This is a genomic window from Desulfovibrio sp. 86 (genome assembly GCF_902702915.1).
In the GTDB taxonomy this organism is placed as follows: domain Bacteria; phylum Desulfobacterota; class Desulfovibrionia; order Desulfovibrionales; family Desulfovibrionaceae; genus Desulfovibrio.
The window spans coordinates 2,074,212-2,100,888 of the sequence record NZ_LR738849.1 but is presented as its reverse complement, the minus strand read 5'-3'; the positions used below and the strand labels follow the sequence as shown (position 1 = coordinate 2,100,888).

21 protein-coding genes are annotated in these 26,677 nt (G+C 59.3%); 11 read left to right on the top strand and 10 right to left on the bottom strand.

Annotation, left to right across the window (positions count from 1 at the left end):
• Positions 1-2: 2 nt before the first annotated feature.
• From DESU86_RS08540 to DESU86_RS08515, 6 genes are all read right to left on the bottom strand, one after another.
• Positions 3-1,394 carry a c-type cytochrome gene (locus DESU86_RS08540; RefSeq protein ID WP_179980667.1) on the bottom strand — a complete coding sequence of 464 codons (1,392 nt, stop codon included), beginning with the start codon at positions 1,392-1,394 and terminating at the stop codon, positions 3-5.
• A 2-nt stretch (positions 1,395-1,396) separates the two neighbouring features.
• Positions 1,397-2,284 (bottom strand): c-type cytochrome, encoded by an 888-nt coding sequence (locus tag DESU86_RS08535; protein WP_179980666.1) that lies wholly within the window; start codon positions 2,282-2,284, stop codon positions 1,397-1,399.
• Positions 2,285-4,348: 2,064 nt separating this feature from the next.
• Positions 4,349-5,173: a histidinol-phosphatase gene (locus DESU86_RS08530; RefSeq protein WP_179980665.1), complete on the bottom strand. Its 825-nt coding sequence runs from the start codon at positions 5,171-5,173 to the stop codon at positions 4,349-4,351.
• Between the two features lie 44 nt (positions 5,174-5,217).
• Positions 5,218-6,156 carry a bifunctional riboflavin kinase/FAD synthetase gene (locus tag DESU86_RS08525; protein ID WP_179980664.1) on the bottom strand — a complete coding sequence of 313 codons (939 nt, stop codon included), beginning with the start codon at positions 6,154-6,156 and terminating at the stop codon, positions 5,218-5,220.
• A 69-nt stretch (positions 6,157-6,225) separates the two neighbouring features.
• The gene (locus tag DESU86_RS08520) at positions 6,226-6,744 is read right to left on the bottom strand and encodes a hypothetical protein (RefSeq protein WP_179980663.1); all 519 of its coding nucleotides are present in this window, start codon (positions 6,742-6,744) and stop codon (positions 6,226-6,228) included.
• 14 nt (positions 6,745-6,758) lie between these two features.
• Positions 6,759-8,531, bottom strand: coding sequence for a DEAD/DEAH box helicase (locus DESU86_RS08515; RefSeq protein ID WP_179980662.1), 1,773 nt, complete (start codon positions 8,529-8,531; stop codon positions 6,759-6,761).
• Positions 8,532-8,632: 101 nt separating this feature from the next.
• Between DESU86_RS08515 and DESU86_RS08510 the strand changes: the two genes are divergently transcribed.
• The 9 genes from DESU86_RS08510 (at position 8,633) to tyrS (ending at position 18,217) form a co-directional block, all read left to right on the top strand.
• Positions 8,633-8,875, top strand: a complete 243-nt coding sequence (locus tag DESU86_RS08510; RefSeq protein WP_179980661.1) for a hypothetical protein — start codon at positions 8,633-8,635, stop codon at positions 8,873-8,875.
• Between the two features lie 407 nt (positions 8,876-9,282).
• A complete protein-coding gene (gene hisI, locus DESU86_RS08505; RefSeq protein ID WP_179980660.1) occupies positions 9,283-9,699 on the top strand; it encodes a phosphoribosyl-AMP cyclohydrolase in 417 nt (138 codons plus the stop codon).
• 10 nt (positions 9,700-9,709) lie between these two features.
• Positions 9,710-10,603, top strand: a complete 894-nt coding sequence (hisG, locus tag DESU86_RS08500) for an ATP phosphoribosyltransferase (RefSeq protein ID WP_179980659.1) — start codon at positions 9,710-9,712, stop codon at positions 10,601-10,603.
• 177 nt (positions 10,604-10,780) lie between these two features.
• A complete protein-coding gene (locus DESU86_RS08495; RefSeq protein ID WP_179980658.1) occupies positions 10,781-11,554 on the top strand; it encodes a YkgJ family cysteine cluster protein in 774 nt (257 codons plus the stop codon).
• 383 nt (positions 11,555-11,937) lie between these two features.
• Positions 11,938-13,200: a sulfite exporter TauE/SafE family protein gene (locus tag DESU86_RS08490; RefSeq protein ID WP_179980657.1), complete on the top strand. Its 1,263-nt coding sequence runs from the start codon at positions 11,938-11,940 to the stop codon at positions 13,198-13,200.
• Between the two features lie 2 nt (positions 13,201-13,202).
• Positions 13,203-13,934, top strand: a complete 732-nt coding sequence (locus tag DESU86_RS08485; protein WP_179980656.1) for a hypothetical protein — start codon at positions 13,203-13,205, stop codon at positions 13,932-13,934.
• Positions 13,935-15,006: 1,072 nt separating this feature from the next.
• A complete protein-coding gene (locus DESU86_RS08480; protein ID WP_179980655.1) occupies positions 15,007-15,879 on the top strand; it encodes a hypothetical protein in 873 nt (290 codons plus the stop codon).
• 545 nt (positions 15,880-16,424) lie between these two features.
• Positions 16,425-16,673 (top strand): hypothetical protein, encoded by a 249-nt coding sequence (locus DESU86_RS08475; protein WP_179980654.1) that lies wholly within the window; start codon positions 16,425-16,427, stop codon positions 16,671-16,673.
• Between the two features lie 347 nt (positions 16,674-17,020).
• Entirely contained in the window at positions 17,021-18,217 is a 1,197-nt protein-coding gene (tyrS, locus tag DESU86_RS08470; RefSeq protein WP_179980653.1) for a tyrosine--tRNA ligase, read from the top strand.
• Positions 18,218-18,367: 150 nt separating this feature from the next.
• Here tyrS and DESU86_RS08465 read toward each other — a convergent pair whose 3' ends face one another.
• On the bottom strand, positions 18,368-19,060 hold the full coding sequence (locus DESU86_RS08465; protein WP_179980652.1) for an aspartate/glutamate racemase family protein: 693 nt from the start codon (positions 19,058-19,060) through the stop codon (positions 18,368-18,370).
• A 90-nt stretch (positions 19,061-19,150) separates the two neighbouring features.
• Between DESU86_RS08465 and DESU86_RS08460 the strand changes: the two genes are divergently transcribed.
• Positions 19,151-20,368 carry a bifunctional nucleoside/nucleotide kinase/histidine phosphatase family protein gene (locus tag DESU86_RS08460; protein WP_179980651.1) on the top strand — a complete coding sequence of 406 codons (1,218 nt, stop codon included), beginning with the start codon at positions 19,151-19,153 and terminating at the stop codon, positions 20,366-20,368.
• A 199-nt stretch (positions 20,369-20,567) separates the two neighbouring features.
• Entirely contained in the window at positions 20,568-22,328 is a 1,761-nt protein-coding gene (locus tag DESU86_RS08455; RefSeq protein ID WP_179980650.1) for a methyl-accepting chemotaxis protein, read from the top strand.
• A 430-nt stretch (positions 22,329-22,758) separates the two neighbouring features.
• On the opposite strand, the gene DESU86_RS08450 is transcribed toward DESU86_RS08455, so the two are convergent.
• The 3 genes from DESU86_RS08450 to DESU86_RS08440 form a co-directional block, all read right to left on the bottom strand.
• Positions 22,759-23,055 carry an ACT domain-containing protein gene (locus DESU86_RS08450; RefSeq protein ID WP_179980649.1) on the bottom strand — a complete coding sequence of 99 codons (297 nt, stop codon included), beginning with the start codon at positions 23,053-23,055 and terminating at the stop codon, positions 22,759-22,761.
• Positions 23,052-24,728: a biosynthetic-type acetolactate synthase large subunit gene (gene ilvB / locus DESU86_RS08445; protein ID WP_179980648.1), complete on the bottom strand. Its 1,677-nt coding sequence runs from the start codon at positions 24,726-24,728 to the stop codon at positions 23,052-23,054. Before ilvB ends, DESU86_RS08450 begins: the two co-directional genes overlap by 4 nt.
• 271 nt (positions 24,729-24,999) lie before the next feature.
• Positions 25,000-26,607 carry a TerC family protein gene (locus tag DESU86_RS08440; RefSeq protein WP_179980647.1) on the bottom strand — a complete coding sequence of 536 codons (1,608 nt, stop codon included), beginning with the start codon at positions 26,605-26,607 and terminating at the stop codon, positions 25,000-25,002.
• Positions 26,608-26,677 lie beyond the last annotated feature (70 nt).

Sequence of the window (26,677 nt, the reverse complement as noted above, 5' to 3'; positions counted from 1 at the left end):
GGCTACTTCGCCTCCTTGGCCGCCGCCTGGGCTGCCGGAGCTTTCGGCGCCTGCGGTATCTTGATATAGCCCTGCTCGGTTCCGAGCATGTAAATATAGCTGGCCAGCAGCAGGCGCTCCGGTTCCGACCCGGTAAAGGGCGTCATGAAGGGGCCGAGGTTTTCCGTAATGGACACAATGGCGTTGAGGCTGTCCAGAGTGCGCCCGGCCACGCGGATGCCGATATTGTTCAGCCCGCCCTTGACCGTGGTGTGGCACACGCCGCAGTTGGCGGCAAACAGCGCCTTGCCCGCCACCATGTCCGGCGGCAACGTGCCGTTGTCATCCACCCAGCGCATGCGCGGCAGATAGCTCTCCTTCTTTTCGTCAACAGCCAGCTTTTCCACCAGCGGCACCTGATTGGCGTACATATGGCCGGGCAGCAGATACGGCCCGCGCACGAATTCACGTATCCGCTCGAATTCCATCACCATAAACACGCTGAGAAGGATAGCCGGAATGCAGAGAATGCGGCATACCACCGGCCAGCGCAGTACGGCGACCAGCCCGGTGAGGCACAGCACCCCCACCGCAATGGCATTGAGGGCGGGCAGAAAGTCAGGCTTCTGCGACATGTAGGACGTGGCCACAGCGAACTTCCAGTGGGTGAGAAAGGTCATGGGCACGCGCGAGAAGTAAATCCACGCGCTGACCGCGCCCACGGCCACACAGCCAAGAAAAACGCCGCCCGCAAGCCGCAGGGCGCTGCCCCGCTCCTCCCGCGTGCCCTTGAAGCGCCAGGCTATCCAGGCCGCCAGCAGCAACGACCCTATGGCAAGCCCGCCAGCCAGCCGCAAAAAGACCTGGGGCGCAAAGGTGGGATTGTAGTATGCCTCGTCAAACGTCTGCCCCCAGGGCCAGCCGTCGGGCGTGAGCATGAAGCCCAGGATGCCGGATATAAGGATGGCCGAGATGACGGCCATGGTCACATAGCCCCAACCCAGGGCGGTCAGGCGGCCGGGATGCTTTTCCGCCAGCCTGTCCCACAGATAGTAGTAAAAGAGCAACAGGATGACTTCAGAGGTAAAAGCCCCCCACTCGATGAACCAGGGCCAGAAAAAGAGGTGGATAAGCGAGCCTATGCCCTCTGGCGCGAGAATGCCGGTGATGAACCAGATGCCCACGCCCGTCACCGCGCCCACGGAGGTGATGACCACCACCGCCGGGCCCAGCAGGCTGCGGCTGATGCGCGCCCAGTGCGGCCCCTTGCCCGCGTACGTCATGGTTTGAAAAAGGATCAGCATGGTCATGAAGCCAATGGCCAGACCGTGACTTATGACGACGTGCAGCACGGCGTCCATGGCGATGGTCATGCCATCGCCAACACCCGGAATGTGCAGTATGGGAAAAATCATGGCTACTTCCCTTCCGTCAGGGGGATGAGCAGCTCAATCTTGTCGGGATGGCTGGGCACGAACTTGGGCCTGGGCTTTTCATGTATGTAACCCGCCACGTCCAGGGCCGATTCCTGCGTGAGCGAGGGGGCGTTCTTGGGCATGAAGTGCCAGGCAAATGTGGACAGGGTACGTATCCGGTGCATGCCGGCCCCGTCGTTGTACGACCCGTCACCCCACAGGGGCGGCGCGATGTCCGTGCCTTCGCCGTTCACGCCGTGGCAGCGTGCGCATACGTCCTTGTACACCTCTGCGCCAGCGGCCACGTCGGGCTTGTGGGGATTGCCCAGACTTCCGGGCAAGGTCCAGGGCAGCTTGGAATAGATGGGGATGTCCTTGGAAATCCATTGCAGATAAACCAGCAGGGACTGGATGATCTGCCCGTCCAGCGGCGGCGGCGTTCCGTTCATGCTGCGGTCAAAGCAGCCCTGAATGCGGATGCCGAGATCAACCGTATATTCGTTGCGGTCGCGGTAGCGCGGGTATGTGGCGCCGACCCCCACCAGGGAGAAGCTCTCCATGGACCGGCCGCCTTCAAAGTGGCAGCTGGAACAGGAGAGCTTGCTGTCCTTGCCATTGCCAATATATTGCGAGGCGTATTTGCTGGTTTCCGTCATGATCTTGTAGCCCAGCATGACCTCTTTGCGGATGCTCTCGGGCGCATCCTCGGGCCGGGGCGGATTGAACAGCGCCTGCCCCGATGGCAGGGCCACCCGTTTGGCCGCGACCTCCGAGTCCATGGCCACCCTTTTGATCGAAAGCGTTGTGTCAAAAAATGACAGCACCCATACGCCAAAGACAAGCAACAGGCCCGCGAGAACGAGCCCTGCATATACGCCGCGGTTTTTCATTGTAACTCCTGCTGGGGCACGACCCGGGCTGACCGGTGTGCATGGAAGCAATCCTGTGTGGTTTGGTAAGAATAGCATCCTGGTTTCTCAGATGAAGAGAAGGATTACTATTCGTTGTATGAATTTCAAAAATACAGAACCTTGTCAACAGCGTTTCAAAAAAGCACTGTCTTTTCGTATAGCTGCAAATAGCATTTTTATTTAAGAAATTGGAAGTTGGTAAACCCGAAAATATTGTTGCGTTTTTAGGGGCTTGTGAGCTTACGCTCTGGAGAAAACAAAGCAGGGCTTGTCGTTTGAATGATGGTTGCGGTGCCCTGCGGGCATGGGGGCTTTCTATTTTCTTTTGTTTTGGCCGCCTGCGTGGCGAGACGGCGTAGCGAGGGTATGCGCGGCGGGCGCTTTGAAGAAAATAAAATAGGGCTTGTCCTTTGAAAGACAGTTTGTGTGCCCTGCGGGCACGAGGGCTTTTCTTTATTTTCGATTGGGCCGCCTGCGCGGCGGGCGGCGTAGCGAGGGTATGCGCGGCGGGCGCTTTGAAGAAAATAAAATAGGGCTTGTCCTTTGAAAGACAGTTTGTGTGCCCTGCGGGCACGGCGACCTTTCTTTTCTGTTGTTTGGGCCGCCTGCGCGGCGGGCGGCGTAGCGAGGGTATGCGCGGCGGGCGCTTTGAAGAAAATAAAATAGGGCTTGTCCTTTGAAAGACAGTTTGTGTGCCCTGCGGGCACGGGGGCTTTTCTTTATTTTCGATTGGGCCGCCTGCGCGGCGGGCGGCAGATGGGGGCCTGTTAGGGGCTGCCGCCCCTCCGAGGCCCCCTCTGCACTCCCCCCGGACGACCCCGCTGGGTTTGTCGTATATCCCACACTCCCACGGACTAGCCTTCAAGGGCTTTCCATATCCCGCCATTCCACGAGGGCTGCGCGGCTATTGCTGCGGGAGCTTCCTCGCTTCGCTCGGCGATCTCCCTCCACGCCGCGCAATGCCAGCGTGCGCCTTCACGTTGGATGCAAGGCTGAGGACGTCTGACTGGCTTGAGACATCGTTGAGGATTTAGGTTTTATAGCTGATCGTTGTGTTACGGACAAACGTGCCGCAGTTGTTGTGTGGTTCAGCCCAAAAAATCTGTCGCATAAGCAACACAGTGGGGTCTGCGCAGTTTCTCAGGCAGAGAGCGGATTGATGCCGGGGGCGGCGTCATAAAGAACCGAAGCCGACACGTCGGCGAGGTTCGTGCGTAGCCGCCCCCGAAAAAGAACATTGGTCGGTCAGGGTAGGACAGGGGGTGCTTCGGGGGGGGATGCAAGGGGGGCCGAGAAGGGGGCGCAGCCCCATAACCGGCCCCGCCTTGCCGCGCGCCGCGCAGGCGGCCAAAACTAAATCAAAGAAAAGTTTCCGTGCCCGCAGGGCACAACACCTACCTCTCAGAGGACAGACCCTTCTTTGCTTTCTTCAGAGCGCCCGTCGCGCATACTCACACCACGCCGCGCGCCGCACAGGCGGCCAAAACAACAGGAAAAGAAAGCCGCCGTGCCCGCAGGGCGCAACACCCACCTCTCAGAGGACAAGCTCGGCTTGATTCTCCATAAACCGCAGCTACGTATACCCCCTCACCACAACGTGCTTTCCCCAACAATAACCCGCCATTCCCGAAGCTCCATACCGTCAACACGACGCCCCCAAGCCCTCATGCAGCGCGAAGACGCACGCTGGCATTGCGCGGCGCGCAGGGAGATCGCCGAGCGGAGCGAGGAAGCTCCCGGAGCAGCAGCCGCGCAGCCCTCGCGGGATAATGGATATGGGAAAACCCCAGGGGGGTGCTTCGGGGGGGATGCAAGGGGGGCCGAGAAGGGGGCGCAGCCCCATAACCGGCCCCGCCTTGCCCCCGCCGGAGGCGGCCCAAACAACATAAAGAAAAAAAGCCTCCGTGCCCGCAGGGCACAACACCCACCTCTCAGAGGACAAGCCCTGTTTTTTCACGGAGCATACTCTTACGGTACATGCCCGAAGTACAAAATGGCCTTTTGACACAGCCAGATTTACGAAAGAATTAGTTAACGGCAGCCCTAAAAATCGAGCAGTATCTTCTCACGCGCTACAGCGATACGGTTATTTTTGAACCCGTAGCTGCGAGCGTAGCGAGCCAGTTCTTCGAAGTGGGATACGGTTTCGCTGGCGGCGTGGGCGTCGGAGCCGAAACTGATGGTCAGCCCAAGGTCAGCGGCGATTTCCATTATGGCGGGGCCGGGATACGGCTCATGAAAGGATTTGCGCAGTCCGGCGGAGGAAACTTCCATGGCCGTATCGGAGTCGCGCATGGCGGTAAGAGCGCCAGCTATGAGATCAAGACTGCCGGGCTGTTTGAGCCATGCCTGAAAATCGTCATAGCAGCAGACCTTGATAAAATCCGGATGGGCGACCACATCCACCAGACCGCTGGCGGCCAGGCGGGCCATTTCTTCATAATAGGCGGCATAGCGCGCAAAGCGCTGCGGCAGGGCAATGCCTTCTCCCCAGCTGCGCGGCGAACCCACAGGCACGTCCTGCACGAAATGCAGGCCGCCGATAACGTAGTCAAAGGGATAGTGACCCAGAATCTTCCGCATCCAGGGCGCATTGACGGGCAGCCAATCCAGTTCCATGCCGAGCAGAACGCGCGGCCCATCGGTCGGCGCGCTTTCCTTGAGGGCCAGCACGGCATCCACGTAAGCGGGAAAAGTTACAGTGAGATCGCCGGTATACAGCGGGCAGGCGTAGCCGGGCGGCAGGGGCGAATGTTCGGAGAGACCGTACCACTCCAGATGACTGCCCAGAGCGGCCTCGTACATGGCGGCCACGGTGTCGCGTCCGTGAGCGGCAAGGGTGTGGTTATGCAGATCAGCGCGTATCATGCCTCAATCATACCCCCATGCTGGCCCAAAAGCCACCCGTGTTCCTACAGACGGATGAAGGCGGCCAGGATGCGGCGCGCGTGGTCAACGTCGGCCGCGATCTGCGCCTTGAGGGCCTCCACGGAGTCAAAACGCTCTTCCCCACGCAAATGATCCACAAAATCCAGACGCATGGCCTGACCGTAAAAATCCCGTCCGCCTTCAAGCAAAAAGGTTTCCACGGTGAGTTCATTGTCGCCGAAGGTGGGTTTGCGTCCTATGCAGGTCACTGCGGGCCAGGTATGGCCGTCGGCATCGGCAGGCGTGGCAAGGGTTGCGTAGACGCCCTCGGTGGGAATGACCACCTGCGGGCGGGCCAGATTGGCCGTGGGAAAGCCCAGACCGGCTCCGCGCCCGTCGCCGTGCACGACGATGCCGCTGAACCCGTGAAAGCGCCCCAGCAGGCGGGCGGCCTCACGCACGTTGCCCTCGCCGATAAGCGCGCGCAGCGTTGTTGAACTCACCACTGTGCCGTCCACAACCACAGGCGACAGCTGCTCCACGCAAAAACCCGCGTCCGCGCCCAGGCGGCGCAGCGTCTCCACATGCCCGCCCCGATCGCGCCCCAGGGAAAAGTCATAGCCGACGATCAGGTGGCGCAGGTGCAGCGGCGCAAGAAATTCCCGCACAAAGCTGTTGGCGTCATGAGCGGCCAGTTCGGGAGTAAAGGGTAGTTCCAGCACATGCTCCACGCCAAGGGCTTCCAGCAGGGCAAAGCGTTCTTCGCGCGTGGTCAGAGGCATATGCCCACGCTGGGGCATGACCACCTGACGCGGATGCGGCCAGAACGTCATGACCACGGGCGTCAGCTTTTCTCCGGCGCACACATCCAGCGTATGCCGTATGAGCGCCTGATGCCCAAGGTGTACGCCGTCAAAGTTGCCTATGGTGAGGCCGCTGGCCTCAAGAAAAGTAAGCTCTTCAATGGAATGTGCAATATTCATGTCTGCCGGTTCCAAGGCAAATACCCGCACGGCAAAAGACCCGGACTGCCGGGCCCACGCGCAACGGCCTTATATAAGCCTGTCAAATATATGTTTGTAAAGTTTGCGGATGTGCAGCACGAGCTTGAGATTGACGCTCTTGGCGCCCATTTCTGTCCTGGAGAAAAAGGAGGTCAGGTGGCGCGCCACGTCACTGAAGTCGCCGTCACCCATGGGCTCCAGCATGCCCCAGTACTCGCGTCCCCGCGTCAGCACGCGGGCGCTGGCCCTGTCCCTGTTCTTTGCGGCGTATTCCCGCAAAAACGTGTCAAACATGAGGTCCGCGTCCTGCGGAAAAGACTTGGCCAATGCCAGCCGCCAAAGGGCCATGTACAGCCCGCGCAGCTCAAGCAGCATCTGGCGGCGGCGCAAAAACTGCATGCGCCCCACGCCCAGATAGGCCAGTTCCACAGTAAAATCCGCGTCTTCATACAAGGCCATGAAATTATCCAGAGCCTGCCGCATGGTGTCGGAAAGAACGGCGGGTGTCGCCATTTCCGGGGATGTGGTTTCAGAAGCTGGTCCCGGTGTGCCGTCCATATGACGCATACAACTCCGTCGGCTTATTCAGCGCTGTCCGTTTTGCCTTGCTCATTCCGGGGCGCAGTGTCCCCGGCATCCCTGCCCTGTTCGCCGTCACGGCGGCGCGAAGAACGGCGGCGTCTGCCCGAGCGGGCCTCCGCGCTTTCTCCGCTGGCGGTCTCGCCACGTTCACTGCGGGCGCCACGTTCGCCACGGTCACTGCGGTCGCCACGTTCGCTGCGATCGCTGTTCCCGACATTACCGCCCCTGGAACTTCTGCCGCCACGGCTACCTGAACCGCCACGGCCGGAACCGTGACGCGAACCGCCGTTCTGACCTGCGGAGCTGGGGGAAGACGGATCGGGAAAGCGGTTTTCACGCAGGCTTTCCTGATGGGCCGAATCCAGCAGCATGGCCAGCAGCAGGGCGCTGTCCTCGTCATCCCCCCCTTCGGACGCGAGGTCGCGCGCCAGTTGGGTATAGCGGGCCACGCGCATGCGCTCAAGGCCCGTGAGATTGCGAAAACGTCCTTCAAGAATGGCTGTCAGGCGGGCTCCCGCCACGCGGGCCACATCCTCGTCCGTGGGCAAGGGCAGGGGGATGAGGCCGATCTTGTAGTGCTTGGCGATGCGGTCAAGTTCCATGCGCTGCATGACGTCCACCAGGGAAATAACCGTGCCTGCGGCTCCGGCGCGGCCCGTGCGGCCAGCGCGGTGGATGTAGCTTTCGTGATCTTCGGGCGGCTCGTACAGGAACACGTGCGACAGTTCGGGGATATCAATGCCGCGCGCGGCAACGTCCGTGGCCACCAGGTACTGGAGCTTGCCCTGGCGGATCTTTTCCAGCACGGCCTCACGCCGGGACTGGGAAAGGTCGGCGGAAAGCTCGTCGGCGCTGTAGCCGAAGCCCTGCAAGACCCCCGTCACATAGTGGACGTTGGCCTTGGTATTGCAAAAAATGATGGCCGAAGCGGGGTTTTCCGTTTCCAGCAGCCGCACCAGGGCGCGGTCTTTATCCATGGGCTTCACTTCGCAGAAGAGGTGCTGCACCTCGGCCACGTGCACTTCTTTTTGCGAAAGGGAAAGCATGGCCGGTGCGGCCATGAACTCTCCGGCCAGCTTGAGCACGTGCGGAGGATACGTGGCCGAAAACAGGCAGGTATGGATGGGCCGCCGGGGCAGATAGCGCTGTATCTCCTTCATGTCCGGGTAAAACCCGATGGAGAGCATGCGGTCGGCCTCGTCGAAAACCAGTTCGCGCAAGTCCTTGAGGTCAAGGGTGCGGCGCAGCAAATGGTCCAGCACGCGGCCGGGAGTGCCCACGATGAGCTGGGCTCCGTCACGCAGGGCGTCCATCTGTTTTTTGTAGCCCACGCCGCCGTAAACGGCGACAGTGACAATGCCCGTGCCCTCGAACAGTGTGGCGGCCTCGCGCTCGACCTGCACGGCCAGTTCCCGCGTGGGGGCCAGCACAAGGGCCTGCGACGCTTTGAGGTCGGCGGACAGCCGGGGCAGCATGGGCAAAAGGTAGCAGCCGGTCTTGCCGCTGCCGGTGCGCGACTGCACCATGATGTCGCGCCCTTCCAGCAGATAGGGGAATGCCAGAGACTGAACGGGCATAAGCCCCTGCCAGCCGGCGCGGGCGCAGGCTTCACGCATGACCTGGGGCAGATCGTCCAGGGTTACGCGCGGCAGCGCGTCTTCGGGCTCACTGACGGATATGCCCTCAAGGGGCGCGGCAGCGACGTCAGACGGCGCGTCTTTCGCTGTTGCGGAGGCTGTGTCGGGGTCGGTGGGCAATTGATGTTCTGGCATATATTATTCCCGGCGGCATTCCGCCATTAAATATGATTCGCTAACGGACGAACATGCCATAGCGCGGTAAATTGCGCAAGTTGCCTGGATCCGGGCGGTGAATGAACCAAGAATGGGGCATGCATGGGGCACGTAACCTCGCATACAGGCTGTCCACCCACGCGGCCCGCCCCAGAGCAGACCCTGTGCATGACGCGGCTGGCGATCATCCGGCACAGGCACACTGCACGAACAGTGTACCGCTACGCATGTACATCCGCAACGGCCTTGCAACGCCGCCGGGGCGCACAACAGTGCAGACAGGCTGCGCATACGCCGGGGGCGAGGTACGCATCCCGCAATAAGGGAGCACTTGCGCCGTAAAACGGCTTCAGGGCAAACTGCAACGTGCGGCCTGCCCACACGATACAGATAAGAGCCACATGCAGTGACGCAACACTTTTTCCGCCAAAAACATTTTTTGCGCGCTCTGTAATGGCTGCGGCCCCCTGCGGCCTATACCGCCATACAGGCTTTGCTTGCGTCTCATGGCGCTTCTGGTTAGATTTAATCCCTTTGCCGACCACGACCGCCGCGCGCGCACTGCCCACGGCTCATGGCACCGCTTTTTCTGGAGCATTTTACCTTTCAAAAAGAGTAAATGCTCTAACGCCGCAACGTGGCGTGGATACAGCCGCAAATCGCATTTTTCGGCTGTATGAACGCTTTGAAATATAAAGCATTTCAAAGGTAATCTGCTCAAGGAGTGTGTATGAAAGCCCCGGAACAAACGCCCGCAGCCCTTCCCGGCGCGGATTTTGCGCCCGACTTCAGCAAGGGCCTTCTGCCCGCCATCGCGCAGGACCACGCCACAGGCGAGGTGCTGATGCTGGCCTATATGAATGAAGAGGCCTGGCGCAAAACCCTTGAGACCGGCGAGGCCCATTACTGGAGCCGCAGCCGCAAGGAACTCTGGCACAAGGGCGGCACTTCCGGCCATGTGCAGAAGGTCTGCGCTTTGCGACTGGATTGTGACAATGACACGGTACTTCTGCTGGTGGAGCAGGTGGGCGGCGCGGCCTGCCATACGGGCCGGCGCACCTGTTTTTATCGCGAATGGAAGGACGGCGCAGCAAACCTGTGCGCCCCAATGGTTTTTGACCCTGAAAAAGTTTACGGCGTAAAATAAGGACTGCAACATGAGCGCGGATACAAAGCCCATCATCAAGCTGGGCGTGCCCAAGGGTTCGCTGGAAGAAGCCACTATCAATCTTTTTGAGCGCGCAGGCTGGAAAATCCGCAAGCATACGCGCAACTATTTTCCCGACATCAATGACCCCGAAATTACGGCATCCCTGTGCCGCGTACAGGAAATCGGGGAATACATCGAGGCGGGCGTGCTGGACGTGGGCATCACCGGGCTTGACTGGCTTGCCGAGCGCAATCACGAAGACAAGGTCGTGCGCATTTCCGACCTTGTGTACTCCAAGACCTCCAACAGGCCCTGCCGCTGGGTGCTGGCCGTGGCGGGCGACGCCCCCTACCACTGCGCCGCCGACCTCGCTGGCAAGCGCATTGCCACCGAACTTGAAGGCATGACGCGCCGCTATTTTGAAAAAGCCGGCGTCAATGTGGACGTATTCTATTCTTGGGGCGCCACCGAGGCCAAGGTGGTGGAAGGGCTTGCCGACGGCATTGTGGAAGTGACCGAAACCGGCACCACCATTCGCGCCCACGGCCTGCGCATCATTGACGAGGTCATGGTCTCCTACCCTGTGCTCATCGCCAACAGGGACGCCTGGGCCGACCCGCGCAAACGCGCCAAGATCGAGCAGCTTGACCTGCTGCTTCAGGGCGCCCTGCGGGCAGAAAATCTGGTGGCCCTCAAGATGAACGCCCCGGCGGACAACCTGGCGGCCATTCTTGAAATGCTGCCGTCGCTCAACTCCCCCACGGTGTCCCCCCTGCGGGACGAAAAATGGCTCTCGGTCGAGTCCGTGGTGCAGATCGACGTGGTGCGCGACCTTATCCCGCGCCTGCGCGAGGCTGGTGCCGAAGGCATTATCGAGTACGCCCTGAACAAGGTCATCTAGCAGTATGCCAAGGGCGGCCCGCCGAATGACGCGGGCCGCCCTTCTCTTTTTTGCCGCTGACTGCACATGCGCATCTGCTGCGCACTTACGGCACAGCAACGTCACATCCACTGCACACTTGCGGCATTCTTGCGGCAGCCGTGCCGCCCGCAATCCCCCGTCCCACAAGGAGCCCCCATGAGTAAAGACGCGAGCCGCGATTTTATCGACAACCTGCCCGAGCTTGGCCCTGACGAAACCTTCTGCTTTGACTGCAACCCCGAGGTGCCCTGCTTCAATCGCTGCTGCGCGGAGCTCACCCTGCCGCTCACCCCCTACGACATTTCGCGCCTGCGCCGCCATCTGGGCATGGCCAGCGATGTTTTTCTCAACACCTTTACCACCTTGCGCTCATTCCCTGACACGGGCTTTCCCCTGCCCATGCTGCGCATGCTGGACGGCCCGGATGAACCCTGCCCCTTTGTGACGCCTGCGGGCTGTTCCGTCTACGAGGACAGGCCGGGCGCGTGTCGCTACTACCCCATCGGGCGCGGTACAAAAATGGCCGCCGATGGCGTAGCCGAACGCTTTTTTATCGTGCGCGAGTCCCATTGCCGGGGGTTTGACAAGGGCACCAGCCGCACCCCGCAGCAGTGGATGAAAAATGAAGAGCTGCAGCCCTTCAATGAGGCCAATGACCGCTATATGCGCCTGATGGCCATGGTGCGCGCTACCGGCAAACCCCTTGAGTCGCGCATGGCCACCACGGCCGTGCTCTGCCTTTTTCAGATCGACAAATTCCGCGAACTCATCAGCGCCATGAACATCTTCAGCCATGTGGCCATTGACGAGGCGCGCAAAACAGCCGTTATGGAAGACAGCCTTGACGGTGACGTGGCGGCCCTGAACTTTGCCCTGGACTGGCTGGAACTGATCATATTCGGGCAAAGCCAGGGGCTTGCAAAAAAATAGCCATGTGTCTTTTTTCACAATGCTGCGGCGAGACACGCAAAACATCACGAAACCGAGCAAGAAGGTGCGTATTTTTGTTCTTTTACACCAACCGCTTGGATTGATTACTCCAAAAGTGACCTGCAATGGGGGCATTTTCTCCCCGCAAGTCACAAAAAACTGTCGCTCGTGATAAATTTCTTTTACAAAAACAAAAGAATGTGTCACGGTAGCTCCGTGTATGGGAGAAAATTGGCCTTTTCCATTTTACCATGGAAAAACCACCAGTTAACAACACTTTGGCTGCACCGGGGCGCGCCGCGCAGCCATAGGCGTCTGTACACGTCATTGTTGGGGCCATGACCTACGGCCGTTGGCCGGCCACAATCGTATTGGAGGAGAGTATGAGTTTTGGCAGACAAGTGTACGAGTTTCTGCTGAGCGGCTCACAAGCCTACGCGAAATGGGATCTGGAGGTATCGACCTCCATTCTCAAGAACCGCAAAAAGCTGCTGCTGATTCTGGCGCTGGCAGTGCCGATTCTTGCGGGTTGCCTGGCGGAGGCTTATGAGTACCACGAAATGCTGGGCGGCAAAAGCGCCTACGCGCCCGCCTTTTACACCACTAACATTTTTCTGGCTTCCATAGCCGTGGGCCTTGCCGCCGGTCTCATCACCGGGTGTATCGGCGCTGGCGGCGGTTTCATCATCACCCCGGCGCTTATGGCCGTGGGCGTCAAAGGCATCCTGGCGGTGGGCACCGACCTGTTCCACATTTTCGCCAAGGCCATCATGGGCACCACGGTGCACAAAAAGCTTGGCAACGTGTCGGGCAAACTGGCCGTGGCCTTTCTGGCCGGGTCCATTATCGGAACATTTATCGGCGGCGCCATCAACAAGGGCCTTTACAACGCCGACCCCCTGCTCTCCGAATTGTTCATCAGCAGTATTTACGCCGTGTTGCTGGGCTTTCTCGGCTTTTACGCCCTGTTTGACTTTTTGAAGAGTTCACGCGGCGGCGCTGCCGCCAGTCAGGACGCGCACGGCGGCAGCTCCGGCATGACCGGTCTTGCCGTGAAGCTTCAGGGCCTGCGCATGCCCCCCATGATCTCCTTTGATGAAGACCTCGTGCCCGGCGGCCGCCGCATTTCCGGCTGGATCGTCGCCGCTGGCGGCGTCTTTGTGGGCCTGCTGGCCGCCATCATGGGCGTGGGCGGCGGCTTCGTCACCTTCCCCATGTTCGTGTACATCTTCGGCGTGTCCTCCATGACCACAGTGGGCACCGATATTCTGCAGATCATCTTTACCGCCGGTTTTGCCGCCATCGGTCAGTACGCCATTTACGGCTACGTGTTCTACACCCTGGCCATCGGCATGCTGCTCGGCTCGCTGCTGGGCATCCAGGTCGGCGCTCTGACCACCAAGGTGGTCAAGGGCATCCACATCCGCGGCTTCTACGCCATTTCCATCATTGCCGGTTTCATCAACCGCGCAGCCACCCTGCCCAAAAAGCTGGTGGAAATGGAAGTGCTGCACTGGTCGCCCAGTCTTGTGGGCATTATCGAAGATGTCGGCAACGTGGTTTTCTGGGTCGTTGTGGCATTCTTCGGTCTCTGGGTTTTCAGCAAGTTCTTCTTTAACATCGGCAAGCTCAGAGGGGAGGCCTGATTATGCTCGTACATGCTAAAGCGCCCTTTATCCGTGGCTGCCTGCTGCTGATTTCGTTTCTGATACTGTTTGGCGTCATGCTCTTGCCCCTCATGAAGGATGAACTCGGCAATCATATGACCGGTCTGCAATACGCGGACAACGTGTTCAATGAACTGTCCAAGGGCTCCTCCTACTTCATTCCCGGCGTGCGTAACAGCGTCAAGACAGTCGATGGCAAGTCCATTCAGCTTACGGTCAAGCTCAAGAAAGCGGCCCTCGCTGCCCTGGCCGGCGCGGTGCTTGAAAAATCCGGCGCCACTGACGTGCGCGTTGAAGACGGCAAGGTCAGCTTCTCCGGGGATCTCGGCCTCATCCTGACCTCGGCCACCGATGACGCCGACAATCTGTACAACAACAATGCCGACGCCGTTTCGCAGAAGTACGACGGCCAGCCCGCCCTCAAGGTCGCGGCTGCGTGGTGGTACGTGCTTTCGCCCTGCATCAAGGAACTGCAGAAGCAGTACAAGATTGGCGAAGCCCAGGTCGTTGACAACGTGCTGCGTCGCGCCATTGAACCGGGCAACAACTTCTTCAGCGTGCCGCCCGCCAAGGTTTCCGAGCACCTCATTCTCATGAGCGCCATGCTCATCTTCTACGTGCTCTATACCCTGTGGTACGGCTTTGCCATCTTTGAACTTTTTGAAGGCATGGGCCTGGCCATGACCAAGTCCAAGGTAAAGCAGGAAAGCTAAACGCCCCTGTTCCACAACATCAGACGGGCTGCCCCAACGGGCAGCCCGTTTTTATGCTTGAGGCCACAAACAGAAAACGTGCCCGCCTTCCGGCGCGCGCGGCAACAATGGCGCGCTGGTTTCAACCCCGGGCATCACTACGGGCATCACCCCGGTCATAGCTCCTGGCCATGCGGACACGCTCACAGGCATCAGGGCGCCCCCGCCGCCCGCCGGGCAGAATCCGCGCAAAAGATATGCATTCTTGACGTTCACGGCGCCTCTTTGCGACGCACAGCAGCGCAATGAGACCAGAGTACCTTTGGAAGGCTTTACATTTCAGAATTTTCATTCAGTCAAAAAAAGCTCTCCCGGCTGAATCCACGCCGCATTGTGGCGTGCGGCACTCTCGTGCAGCATGAGAGCATGCGCCCTTTTTCAAGGGTAAAAAGCGCTAATGATACCGTTTCGCTTGCTCACTCTCCCGTAAAGCGGTACAGATGAAGTTCTCATACAACAGCAAAAATACGTTCAAGATAAAAGCGTCATGTGACGAAGCATAAAAATCATTGTTCGCTTGAAACAACATGACAGCATGCCCTTGTATTGTGCACTGCACATTAGAGCAGATGAGCTTTGGGAACATACATTCGCAAAGTTTAAGGCACACTCGCTTGGGCGCTTAACAGCGCAAATTACTATTCGCTGCAAGAACTTTCATGAAAATCCTTACCTAGTCGTTACTGTATTTCATTCGTTAACTGCTCTGGCTTCAGCGAGCCCTGTTTTTTGCGGTACAGTCAACGGGGCATAATTACTGACTATATGCAAAAGGCTAGCTGCATTCCCACAAATTGGACAATGGTCTTCATTGACTAGCTGATAAACTTGTCATACTAGAACTTGCTAACTTTTCTGATATAATATCTGACAGCATACAGGTTTTCCTGTCGTAGCAACAACTGTCTCCCAGTCCTGTACAAACGTCTCCGCGCGCTTCATGATGATTACCGCCTCCCCTTTATGAAACGCTTCGGGCTGTCTCTCCCCCCAGCGAAACGACCAGGGCCTGTAGCCGCAAGATGAGAACGAAATGATCAGCGTCAAATCTTTCAGCCTTTGGAACTCGGACCTTGCGGAAGCCTTTACCAATGCCATGCTGCAGAGGGTAAACGTGCGCGTCAGGTGCTGCATTCTGCACGAAGGCAAGCCTGCGGACGTGCTTTTGCACGGCAGGTTTCGCAAGGTTGAGGGTCGCGAAGTGCATTTTGTGGTGCGCCACAAGGAAATCACGCAGGGAAAATGCAAATCTGAAGAAAATACCTGCGAATATTTCTTTTGCCTTGAGGAAGAGACGCCCTCCGGCAGGATTCGCCTTGGCTATCAGGGAGCAGGGCTGGTGCTTGAAGTCAGCTACAACGAAAAAAACGAACTGCGCAGCCTCTTTTTGCGCCTTGCCAACACCTGCTCCACGCGCAAGATGCGCCGTGACAGGCGGGTTCCCTGGAGCAACGAGCGCAGCCGCCTTGCGGGGGTCATGCCCCTTGAAGAAGTGCCCTCCACCAGAGCGGAACTGCGCGATCTGCTGACCCTTTACTACAACTCCGGCCAGCCCAATCCCCTGCCCCTGGTAAACCTTTCCGCTGGCGGCGCGTGCGCCTGCGTCTCGGAAGAAATTGCCCAATACTCCCGTTCCGGCAACATTTTCTACCTGTTCTTCATTGTTCCCAGCAGATCGCCAGCCTCGGCGCCCCCCCACATCTTTCTGTCCAAAAAAATGGGCATTTCCCGCAACCTGTGTGAAAAAGGCGCGGGGCTGCGCCTTTTATTTGCTGAAGAGCTCAACTGGGAATTCCCTGGGCCGACTCTCCAGTGGAACGACATCCTTGCCTCGGGCTCTGACCGCCTGCGTGCCTGCCTTGATGAGTATCCCGATGATGACGATGAGGCTTTGCTGACCGCCTGAGCTGCCTGCTTGAAATCCTGCCTGCCGCCCAATGGCGTCTACCCCGCAGCCTCGCCGCAGCCGCCGAAGCCGCTTCAAACGCTCCGGCATGCCGAGTGTCATTCTGCCGCCAACGGGCTTTTTGCGCCTGATCCCACAGAGCGTGCACCCTACTAGAGCAATTTCACTTTGAAATTACTCTGGCGGCTGCGTGAGCAAACGCCCGCCGCAGAGGCGTAAGCGCAGCTTCAGGCCAGCCCTGCAAGCAACGGCTGCCGCGAGAATGGATATTCCCAATGCGAAAATGCACTAGCAAGAACCTGCATTCCCTATAGTTACACACGTCAACAACGCCGGATAACGGCCCGTAACAGGCAGACCAGCGGCCTAAGCCTTCATGCGCGTGCCCACACCAGCAACGCCAGCGCTTTCAATGTGTGCGGGCCGGAACCGTCAGAAATACACACAACTTTCATGGCACCCAACTTGCATAATTCCCGGCATCCGCCCAGGGCGGAAAGTTTGACCACACCCGCGCACGCGGCCACATCATAGAGGATACCGCCATGGAAATTTCCGGCATCAATGCATTCCACCCCATCTCGTTTCCGCGTCCCGACAAGGACGATTCCGGCTCCACCCCCGCCGCAGTGCAGGATGTGGTCAACCTGAGCACGCCCAAACTGCTGGAAGACCACGAGGTTGACTCCGTCATGGACGACACCCTGAGCATGATTGCGCAGGATAATGTCGCCGCGCTTTCGGTTCATGGCGGACTGAGCCAGAGCCGCGTTTACGCCCTGCTCGGCATCTAGATCAAAGCCCCTTTGAAATGCTCCACAATTCAATGTGTTATTCTGCCGAAGATACGATTTGCGGTAGCCGTTAGCGGGTCTTCATCGCAAGGACTTCAGTTCGGCAGAATCCACGCGCGTTGCGATGCGCACAGTACGCTCACGCCAACGTCTGAGCCCCTTCAAAGCGAAATTGCCCTGACCCCCTCTGGTTGCGAGCAAAAGTTGACCGCATAGGCAGTGAAAATTTGACACCCCAGCAATCTTGGGGGTATCCTTGTCAGTCTGCGCAGGCACAGAACCCAGTTCTGTGCCGCGTTTTTTACCAACAGCACTGTATACCGCAGCCAGCACATGAGGACAGGGTGATGACCGATATCGACCGCCAGATGGCAATCATTAAGCGCGGCGTGGCCGAACTGATTGACGAAAACGAATTGCGCAAAAAAATCGCTCGCGGCGCGCCCCTGCGTATCAAGGTGGGTTTTGACCCCACCGCGCCCGACCTGCACCTCGGCCACACGGTGGTCATGCACAAGATGCGTCATTTCCAGGAGCTGGGCCATCACGTGGTTTTTCTTATCGGCGACTTCACCGGCCGCATCGGCGACCCGTCGGGGCGTTCCGAAACCCGCCCCCCGCTCACCGAAGAACAGGTGATGTCCAACGCCGAGACCTACAAAAAGCAGGTCTTCAAAATTCTTGATCCCGAAAAGACCGAGGTGGCCTTCAACTCGGCGTGGCTTGGCAAAATGGACGCCGCCGGCTTCATCAAACTGGCCTCCAGCTACACCGTGGCCCGCATGATGGAGCGCGACGACTTTGAGAAGCGCTTTCGTGAGCAGCGCCCCATATCCATTCACGAATTTCTCTACCCGCTCTGCCAGGGCTACGACTCCGTGGCCCTCAAGAGCGACGTGGAAATGGGCGGCACCGACCAGAAGTTCAATCTGCTCGTGGGCCGCACCCTTCAGGCCCACTACGGCATTGAAAGCCAGTGCATCCTTACCATGCCCCTGCTGGAAGGCACGGACGGCGTGCGCAAAATGTCCAAGTCCTACGGCAACTACATCGGCATCGACGAAGCGCCCTCTGAAATCTTCGGCAAGGTCATGGCCGTTTCCGACGAACTCATGTGGCGCTACTACGAACTGCTTTCCGCCAAAAGCCTTGAAGACATCGCAAGCCTGAAACAAAGCGTGGCCAAGGGCGAAGTACACCCCAAGGCCGCCAAGGAAGCCCTGGCCCACGAGATGGTCAGCCGCTACCACAGCCCCAAGGACGCAGACGAAGCCCAGCAGGGCTTCAATGCGGTTTTTGCCGGGGGCGGCGTGCCGGACGATATGCCCGAACACCAGTGCCAGAGCGGCGACGACAGCATGCCCCCCGCCTTTCTTGAGGCTGCGGGTCTGGTCAAAAGCCGCGGCGAAGCCAAACGCCTCATGAAAGAAGGCGCGCTTGCCATTGACGGCCAGCGCTGCGAAGACGCCCTGAGCCCCCTGCCTGCTGGCCAGTACGTGGTCAAGCTCGGCAAAAAGCGCTTTTTGAAGCTCATTGTCAACTAGAGCATTTAACTCATTTCATTCGTAAACTGCTCTAGAGTGGTGTTTGTTTAGAATGCATTTGCGGGGGAGGGACCCTTTTGCCAAAGGGTCTCCTCCCCCACGCCCCCACCCCCTAAAATTCTTACAGGCCCCGCTTGGTTGCACACGTTTTCAGCGGGCCAGCGCCATCTCCGCAGCAGCGGTGGCGTGCAGCACGGTCGTGTCCAGCAGGGGAAAGTCCCCGTCCTGCGGAGGCACCAGCAGACCTATCTCCGTGCAGCCGAGCACCACTCCCTGCGCGCCCCGTTCGCGCAACCCGTCAATGACAGACAGCAATTTTCGCCGTGAGGCGTCTTCAATGCGACCCAGGCACAGTTCCTGAAAAATCACGTCATTGATCATGGCCCTGTCCTGAACTTCGGGAATGAGCACCTCTATGCCCCGCCGCCGCAGCACGCCGCAGTAAAAGTCTTCCTCCATGGTGTAGCGCGTGCCCAGCAGCGCCGCCTTGGCGATGCCTTGCCGCAGCAGCGCGTCTGCCGTGACTTCCGCCAGATGCAGCAGGGGAATGCCGACCCCCGCCGCCACCTCTGGAGCCACCTTGTGCATGGTGTTGGTGCAGATGAGCAGAAAATCGGCCCCGCCGCGCTCCAGGCTTCGGGCGGCCTCCACCAGAATGGCCGCCGCATCGTCCCAGCGTCCCTCTGCCTGGCAGACTTCAATTTCTGCAAAATCAACGCTGTACAGCAGGCACTTTGCCGAGTGCAGACCACCGAGACGCTGTTTCACAATGCGGTTGATTATCTGGTAATAGGAAACCGTACTTTCCCAACTCATGCCGCCAAGCAGGCCGATGGTCTTCATATAAGCTCCATAATTGTTACGGTTACAGCGCCGCCTGCGCGCCGCTTTTGTTTTACGGTCTTTTACTCTAGTCTGTCAGGTGGAGGGCATATGCAAAAACTTTATGTAGCCATGGTGGGGCTGCCCGCGCGCGGCAAGTCCACCCTGGCCAGACGCATCCGCGACGGGCTTATGGCCGAGGATATTCAGGCCAAGCTTTTCAATAATGGCGACCTGCGCCGCTCCCTTATGGGGGCGGAATCCACCAACCCCGATTTTTATAATCCTGACAATGCCGCAGGCCGCGAAGCCCGCGAAATGATCTGCCGCCGCAACATGGACATGGCCCGCAACTGGCTGGCCGAAGGGGGCGAGGTAGCCATTCTGGACGCCACCAATGTGAGCCGCGCCCGCCGCCGCATGATTGAAAGCACGCTTACCGACTATCCCGTGCTGTTTGTCGAGTGCGTCAACGAAGACCAGCTTTTGCTCACGGCCTGCATCCGACGCAAGACCACCCTGCCGGAATACGCGGCCTACAGCGAAGAAGAGGCGCTGCAAAGCTTTATGAAGCGCATCGGCTACTATGAGACGATCTATGAACCTCTTGAGGACGAAAAGTTCTGGCTTTGCGTGGACTCCACCGCCAACAGGATTCTTGCCGAGCGCCCCTGCGAGGGCTCGCCCTTTTACCCGGCCATACGCGAAATTGTGGTCAGCGCCTGGGTGCACTGCCTTTACCTTGTGCGCCACGGACAAACGGAATTCAACGTGCGCGGCCGCATCGGCGGCGATCCGCCCCTGACGCCCAAAGGACGCGTTCAGGCCGAGGCCCTGGCGCGGCATATGCGCCATAAGGAAATTGACTGGGTTTTCACGTCCACACGGCTGCGCTCGCACGAAACGGCCGCGCCACTGCTGGCCGAGCGCCCCGCTGCCCATATCATGGCCTTCAAGGAATTTAACGAGATATGGGCCGGTGACTGCGAAGGCATGCTGTACAGCGAAATACGCGAAAAAATGCCGCAGGTTACCGCCGGGCGCAATGCCAACAAGTTCTCCTATGCCTATCCCAATGGCGAGAGTTACGCCATGCTGGGCGAGCGCGTGCAGCGCGGCCTGCGCCGTGCCCTTTTTCTGGCTGGCGACACGCCCCTGGTGATCGTGGGCCATCAGGCCATCAACCGGGTGCTGCTGTCACTTTTTTTGCGCCAGCGCAGTGAGGACGTCCCCTATATCTATATCCCCCAAAACCAGTACTATCACATCAGCCTTACCCCCCGGCGCAAGGTTTTTGAGCGGGTTGCCTACCAGGACGATAACAGGTAATGCCAGCCCTTGGCTTTTTTATCGGCAATACGTTTCATTCTTCAGCACTCGTGAAGATTGCCTGGCGCATGACCTTCTTTTGTCCCTAGTGCCGCACCTGATTTCTCAGGTGATGATATCAAGTTTAAAGTCCCATATCCGATAAGTATATATGCTGTCGCCGCGCGTGTCCCGTGGCGACAAAGAACGAGGGAGCACCATGAAACTGCAGACTAAGCTTTTGACCGGCTTTATTGCCTCAGCCCTGATCACCTTATTGGTGGGTATTTTCGCCGCTTCGCGGATGCACGACATGAGCAAGGCCGACGATTTTCTCTTTACGCACGCAGTGGAGCCCATGGGCGACCTGGTCAACATCTCGGCCTATTTTCAGCGTATCCGGATAAGTTTGCTGGATTTTTCCATTACAAGCAGTGAAACCGCAAAAGAGAGATCACGCACCGTCATTCCCCAGTTTCGTTCCATCATCGACAGCAGCGCCGTAAAGGTTGAAGCCACCCTCATCTCTGACGAGGGTCGCAAGATCATGGCTGAATACAAGATACGCCGCCAGGATTTCAGAAAGATGACCGACGAAGTCATGGCCATGACCGAGTCAGGCCGCAAGGAAGAGGCATATGCCCTGCTGACCGGCAAAGGCAGGGAAATTGCCCTGGCCTACCAGAGTACCATTGACGCCCTTGTGACCTCCAAGCGTGAGCAGGGCGCTCTTTTGGCCAAATACAATACTGAACTCGCCGATACGTCCAGCTCTCTTCTCTACGTGGCCCTTGGTTTCGGCCTTTTGCTTTCCATCACCCTGGGCGTTTTGCTGACCCGCAACATCATGCGCCAGCTTGGCGAAGACCCCGGCTATCTGGCTGACGTGGCCAGCGAAATAGCGACCGGCAATCTTGACGTGAACTTCCGGGCGCAAAAGCGCCCCGGCGGCGTATACCATGTGATGCAAAACATGGTCGCCACCATGAAGGAAAAAATAGCCGAGGCCGAAGAAAAGAGCTCTGAGGCCGCCCGACAGGCGGAGCAGGCCCATGAGGCCATGAAAGAGGCCCAGGCCGCCAAGGACGAGGCCCTGCACGCCAGGGCCGAGGGCATGTTGCAGGCCGCCAACCAGCTTGAAAGCGTGGTGAACGTCCTCACCTCCGCCTCCGAAGAACTTTCCGCGCAGATTGAGCAGTCCAGCCGTGGTTCTGACGAACAGTCCCAGCGCATCAGTGAAACAGCCACCGCCATGGAACAGATGAACGCCACTGTGCGCGAGGTGGCCAGCAACGCCGGACACGCTTCGGAAATGTCCGGCAACGCCCGCACCCAGGCCCAGGAAGGTGAAAACATTGTCACCAAGGTGGTGCACGGCATTGACGAGGTGTCCAGGCAGAGCCAGGAACTCAAAGAGGACATGGACAAGCTCAGCCAGCAGGCCGAAGGTATCGGCCAGATCATGAACGTCATTTCGGACATCGCGGACCAGACCAACCTGCTTGCCCTCAATGCCGCCATCGAGGCCGCCAGGGCGGGCGACGCCGGGCGCGGCTTCGCTGTCGTGGCCGACGAGGTGCGCAAACTGGCCGAAAAGACCATGACAGCCACCCACGAGGTGGGCGCAGTCATCACCGGCATTCAGGAAGGCACCCGCAAGAGCGTGGCCGGGGTAAACCTTTCCATCAATACCATTCAGGAAGCCACCAACCTTGCCAATCAGTCCGGCCAGACCCTGCGCACCATCGTTAACCTGGTTGACCAGACCAACGATCAGGTGCGCTCCATCGCCACCGCCAGTGAAGAACAGTCCGCCGCCAGTGACGAGATAAACCGCTCCGTGGAACAGGTGGCCGCCATATCCAGCCAGACCGCCTCGGCCATGGGCCAGGCATCGCAGGCCACGGCCGAACTGGCGCGGCAGTCACAGGTTTTGCAGCGCCTTATCAATGAAATGAAGTCTGAAAGCAGCCAGGGTTAGAGCAGTTGTCGTTGAAAAGCTTTGTGGGGGAGGGACCCTTTTGAAAAAGGGTCTCCTCCCCCACGCCCCCACCCCCTAAAACTTTTATTTCCGGCATAGCGCAACAAGTTTTCTGATCTCAAGCGCGGATTCCGGAGGTGGGGGGGCTTCATAAACAGCTTTCCAGGCATGACGACATCTCAAAGGGTATCTGCTTCCGTCCTGTAACCGAAAGGCCCTACATTTTGCACCATAAACAGGGGCCGCGCACCACATGAAGTGCGCGGCCCCTGTTTTTTTGCGGCGTAGAGCAGTTTAGGAATAAAACGAGCAAGTGGAAACTACGCTGCCCCAGACAGTGTCGTCACGAGATGGATTTCCAGTCTTATCAGGGCGATGTTCGGCGCAGAAATACCTGGAAAGGCGCTCGTGACGACACTGTTTAAAATAGTCAGCATTCGAGGCATCCAGCCAGACGGTTGAAGACCGCCGGCTCGGCCTGCCCCACATGCACGTCCAGCACGTCGTGCAGTTTGCTCACCTGTTTCACTATCTGCTCCATGCGTCCGTCGTCCTTGACCACCAGCCACATGCGGCAGGTGGCCCCGTCGTCCTCGGGCGTCACAAGAATCCCTTCAAGATTATAGGCGCGTCCGGCAAACAGGCCGCAGATATGCGACATGACGCCGGGATGGTTGTTGACGCTCAGGCGCAGCATGGTAAGGGCGCTTTTGATGGAACTGCTCATGACGGAATCCCCTCGATCATTTGACTGTTGGCCGCTCCTGGCGGCACCATGGGAAAGACCTTGTCTTCTGCCCGCACCTGCACTTCAATCAGGCAGGGGCCGGGTCTGCCAAGAAATTCTTTCAGCACACGCTGTGGATCTTTTCCAGCGGCAAGTCTGGCCGCAGGCAGGCCAAAACCCTTGGCAATCTGCACAAAATCCGTGCGGGTGGTATAGGCGGAGGCAGTGATGCGCCCGTCAAAGAAAAGATCCTGCTGTTGCTGCACAAGCCCCAGCCCGTTGTTGTTGCACAATATGATTTTTACGTTGGCCCCGGTTTCAGCGGCAGTGGCCATTTCCTGGATATTCATGAGCAGGCTGCCGTCGCCGGTAAAGCAGACGGCCATGCCCCCGCGCCGTTCCAGCGCCGCGCCTATGGCCGCAGGCAGGCCAAAACCCATGGTGCCCAGCCCGCCGGACGTGAGCCACTGGCGCGGGCGGTTCATGGGGTAGGCCTGCGCCACGCGCATCTGGTGCTGGCCCACATCCGTAGCGATGACAGCATCGTCACCCACCAGCTTCGCCACATGACGGATGATGCCATAGGGGGAGAGGATGTCGTCCTCCCTGTCAAAGCGCAGCCCGTGCGCGGCCTTGCGGGCATCCACACGCGCCAGCCATGCGCCGCGATCCCGTGGCTTCACCAGGGGCATGAGCGCCCGCAGAGCCTGGCTGGCGTCCGCCGTCAGCCCCACCTGCGGCATGAGCAGCTTGCCCACTTCACTGGCGTCAATGTCGATATGGATAAGCCCGCTCTTGGGGCAAAAACTGTCCAGACGGCCTGTGGCCCTGTCGCCCAGGCGCGCGCCCACCACCATGAGCACGTCGCATTCTTCCACCAGCATGTTGGAGGCGCGCGCGCCGTGCATGCCCAGCATGCCCACGGCAAGCTCATGCCCGTGAGGCACCACGCCAAGCCCGCGCAGGGACATGACGGCCGGAATGCGCTGCTGCTCCATAAACTCCAGCGCGGCGGCGGCGGCCTCCGGCGACGACGTGCCCCCGCCAAGCAGGAGCAATGGCCGTTCCGCCGCGTTGAGAAGCTCGGCGGCCCTGGCCAGGGACGCGCTGTCGGGCGTGGGCATGGGCGTGGCCACGCCGGGTTCGGGCAGACCGTCTACCTCGACGGGAGCCACCTGCACGTCGCGCGGAATGTCCACAAGCACCGGACCGGGACGGTCGCTGACCGCAATGGAAAAGGCGTCGGCAATGACACGCGGCAGTTCTTCGGGAGAGCGCACGAGAAAATTGTGCTTGGTGGCCGGGATGGACATGCCGTAAATGTCCACTTCCTGAAAGGCGTCAGTGCCTATCATGCTCTGGGGAACCTGGCCGGTGATGCACACCAGAGGCACCGAATCCATGCGGGCGTCGGCAAGGGCCGTGAGGGTGTTGGTGGCTCCCGGCCCCGATGTGGCGAAGACCACGCCGGGACGGCCGGAGACCCTGGCCATGCCCTGCGCTATAAAGCCCGCGCCCTGCTCGTGGCGCGCCAGAACATGGCGGATCGCGCCGCTGCGTCCCATCGCGTCGTACAAGGGCAGATTGAAACCGCCGGGAATACCGGCAATACAGGTGACCCCCTGATTTTCCAACAGGCGTATGGTTAATTCGGCTCCAGTAAGACGTAACATCGCCACAAGGCTCCTTTTGCGTTGGCTGGGGCTTGCTGGCGGTCTTCGGGTATAAAAAAACCCCGCCAGCTCGCGCCGGCGGGGTTCACATATACCTTTTGTTCTTCCCTGCTTATGACGCGCCTAAAGATCGGTCCCGTACTACTAGGCCGACCATAACGAGGCAAATCATGCCGCTGAAGAAGAAAGAAGTGTTGTTCATTTTCATATCTTTTGTAAAATTACAGCCGAGTCCACTGGCTTGTCAACAGTTTTACGGCGGAGTTTTCAATCAGCGCCGTCCGGAGGCATCCCTGGTTTTTTTCTTTCCCTTGACCGGGGGCGTCAGCAGGCGCACGGCGCGCACTTCGTCAATGCGCCGCCTGTCCATGTGCGTGATTTCCAGATCCCACCCCTGATAGTGCAGGTGCGCGCCTTTTTCGGGTATGCGCCCAAGGCGCTCCAGAATGAACCCGGCCAGGGTCGCGCTGTCCAGACGCTTGGGCAGGCTGATGCCAAGCCAGCTGGCGAACAGGTCAATGGTGAGCCGCCCTGGCATGACCCAGCTGCCGTCGGGGCGACGGCAGGCTTCCGGCCCGGCGGGCATGTCGCCCATCTGCCCGGCCAGTACGCTCAAAAGCTCGGCCGGGGTGATGATGCCCACCACGCTGCCGTATTCATCGCGCACAAAGGCCAGCGGCGAAGGATGGGTGCGAAAATCCTCCATAATGACAGGCAGGGGCGTATGCTCGAAGATGGTGGGGGCTGGCCGGATGAACTTGGTCAGATCCCACTGCCCTTCGGGTTGCTCGCCTTCGCGCATGAGGATGTCGCCGGGGTGCACCACGCCAAGCACCTCGTCGGTATCACGGCGCAGCACGGGCAGCCAGGCCAGCCGCGACGCCGCGGCATGTTTGCTCACGGTTTCCCTGTCCGCATTGCTGTCCAGCCAGTTCACGCGCTGGCGCGGCACCATGATAAAGCGGGCCGTGCGTCCGCCAAGGCGAATGACGCGGGCCAGCATGGCCCGTTCTTCCGGCGCGAACAGCCGCTCCTTGGTTTCGCCCGCCAGGGCGGCTGCGTCGAGCTGGGTATCACCCTGCCCAGGCGCGCTGCCGCCCAGAATATTCAGGATCACGCGGGCCGTGGATTCGCGCATGTCGCGCATGCTGAAACGTCTTCGTCGGTTGCGGAGCGCCCACTGGTTGCACATTTCCACCAAAAGGGAAAACACAATGGCCGCGTACATGTAGCCCTTGGGAATATGGTAGCCCAGACCGTCGGCAAGAAGGCTCAGGCCGATCATGAGCAAAAAGCCCAGGCACAGCACGATGACCGTGGGGTGACGCTCCATAAAGGCAAGCAGTGGCCCGGCGGACATGAGCATGATGCTCATGGCTATGATCACGGCCAGCATCATGATGGTGACATGTTCCACCATGCCCACGGCCGTGATGATGGAGTCCAGCGAAAAGACCGCGTCCAGCACCACTACCTGAAAAATAACCTGCCAGAATCCGGGGTGGTGCTCCGTTTCTCCGGCATATCTGCCGCTGTGGCCTTCAAGCCGGTCGTGCAGCTCCATGGTGCCCTTGAGCAGCAGAAAGACGCCCCCGGCCATGAGTATGAGGTCACGCGCTGAAAAGCCGTGCCCCCCAAGCACGAACAGGGGCGTGATCAGCGTGGCCAGGCGGGCCATGATGGTGAGCAGGATCATGCGCATGAGCAGGGCCAGCCCAAGCCCCACCAAAAAAGCCTCCCGCTTGCGGTCGCCGGGCAACCTTCCCACAAGAATGGAAATAAAGACCAGGTTGTCCACGCCAAGCACCACTTCCAGCAGTACCAGCGTGCCCAGACCGGCCCAGGCGGAAAGCTGTGTCACCCATGAAAATTCCAGCATATATACTGCTCCGGGGCTGTGCCCCTTCTTGTAAAATAGAGCAATTTAACTTTTATATTGCTCTGACGGC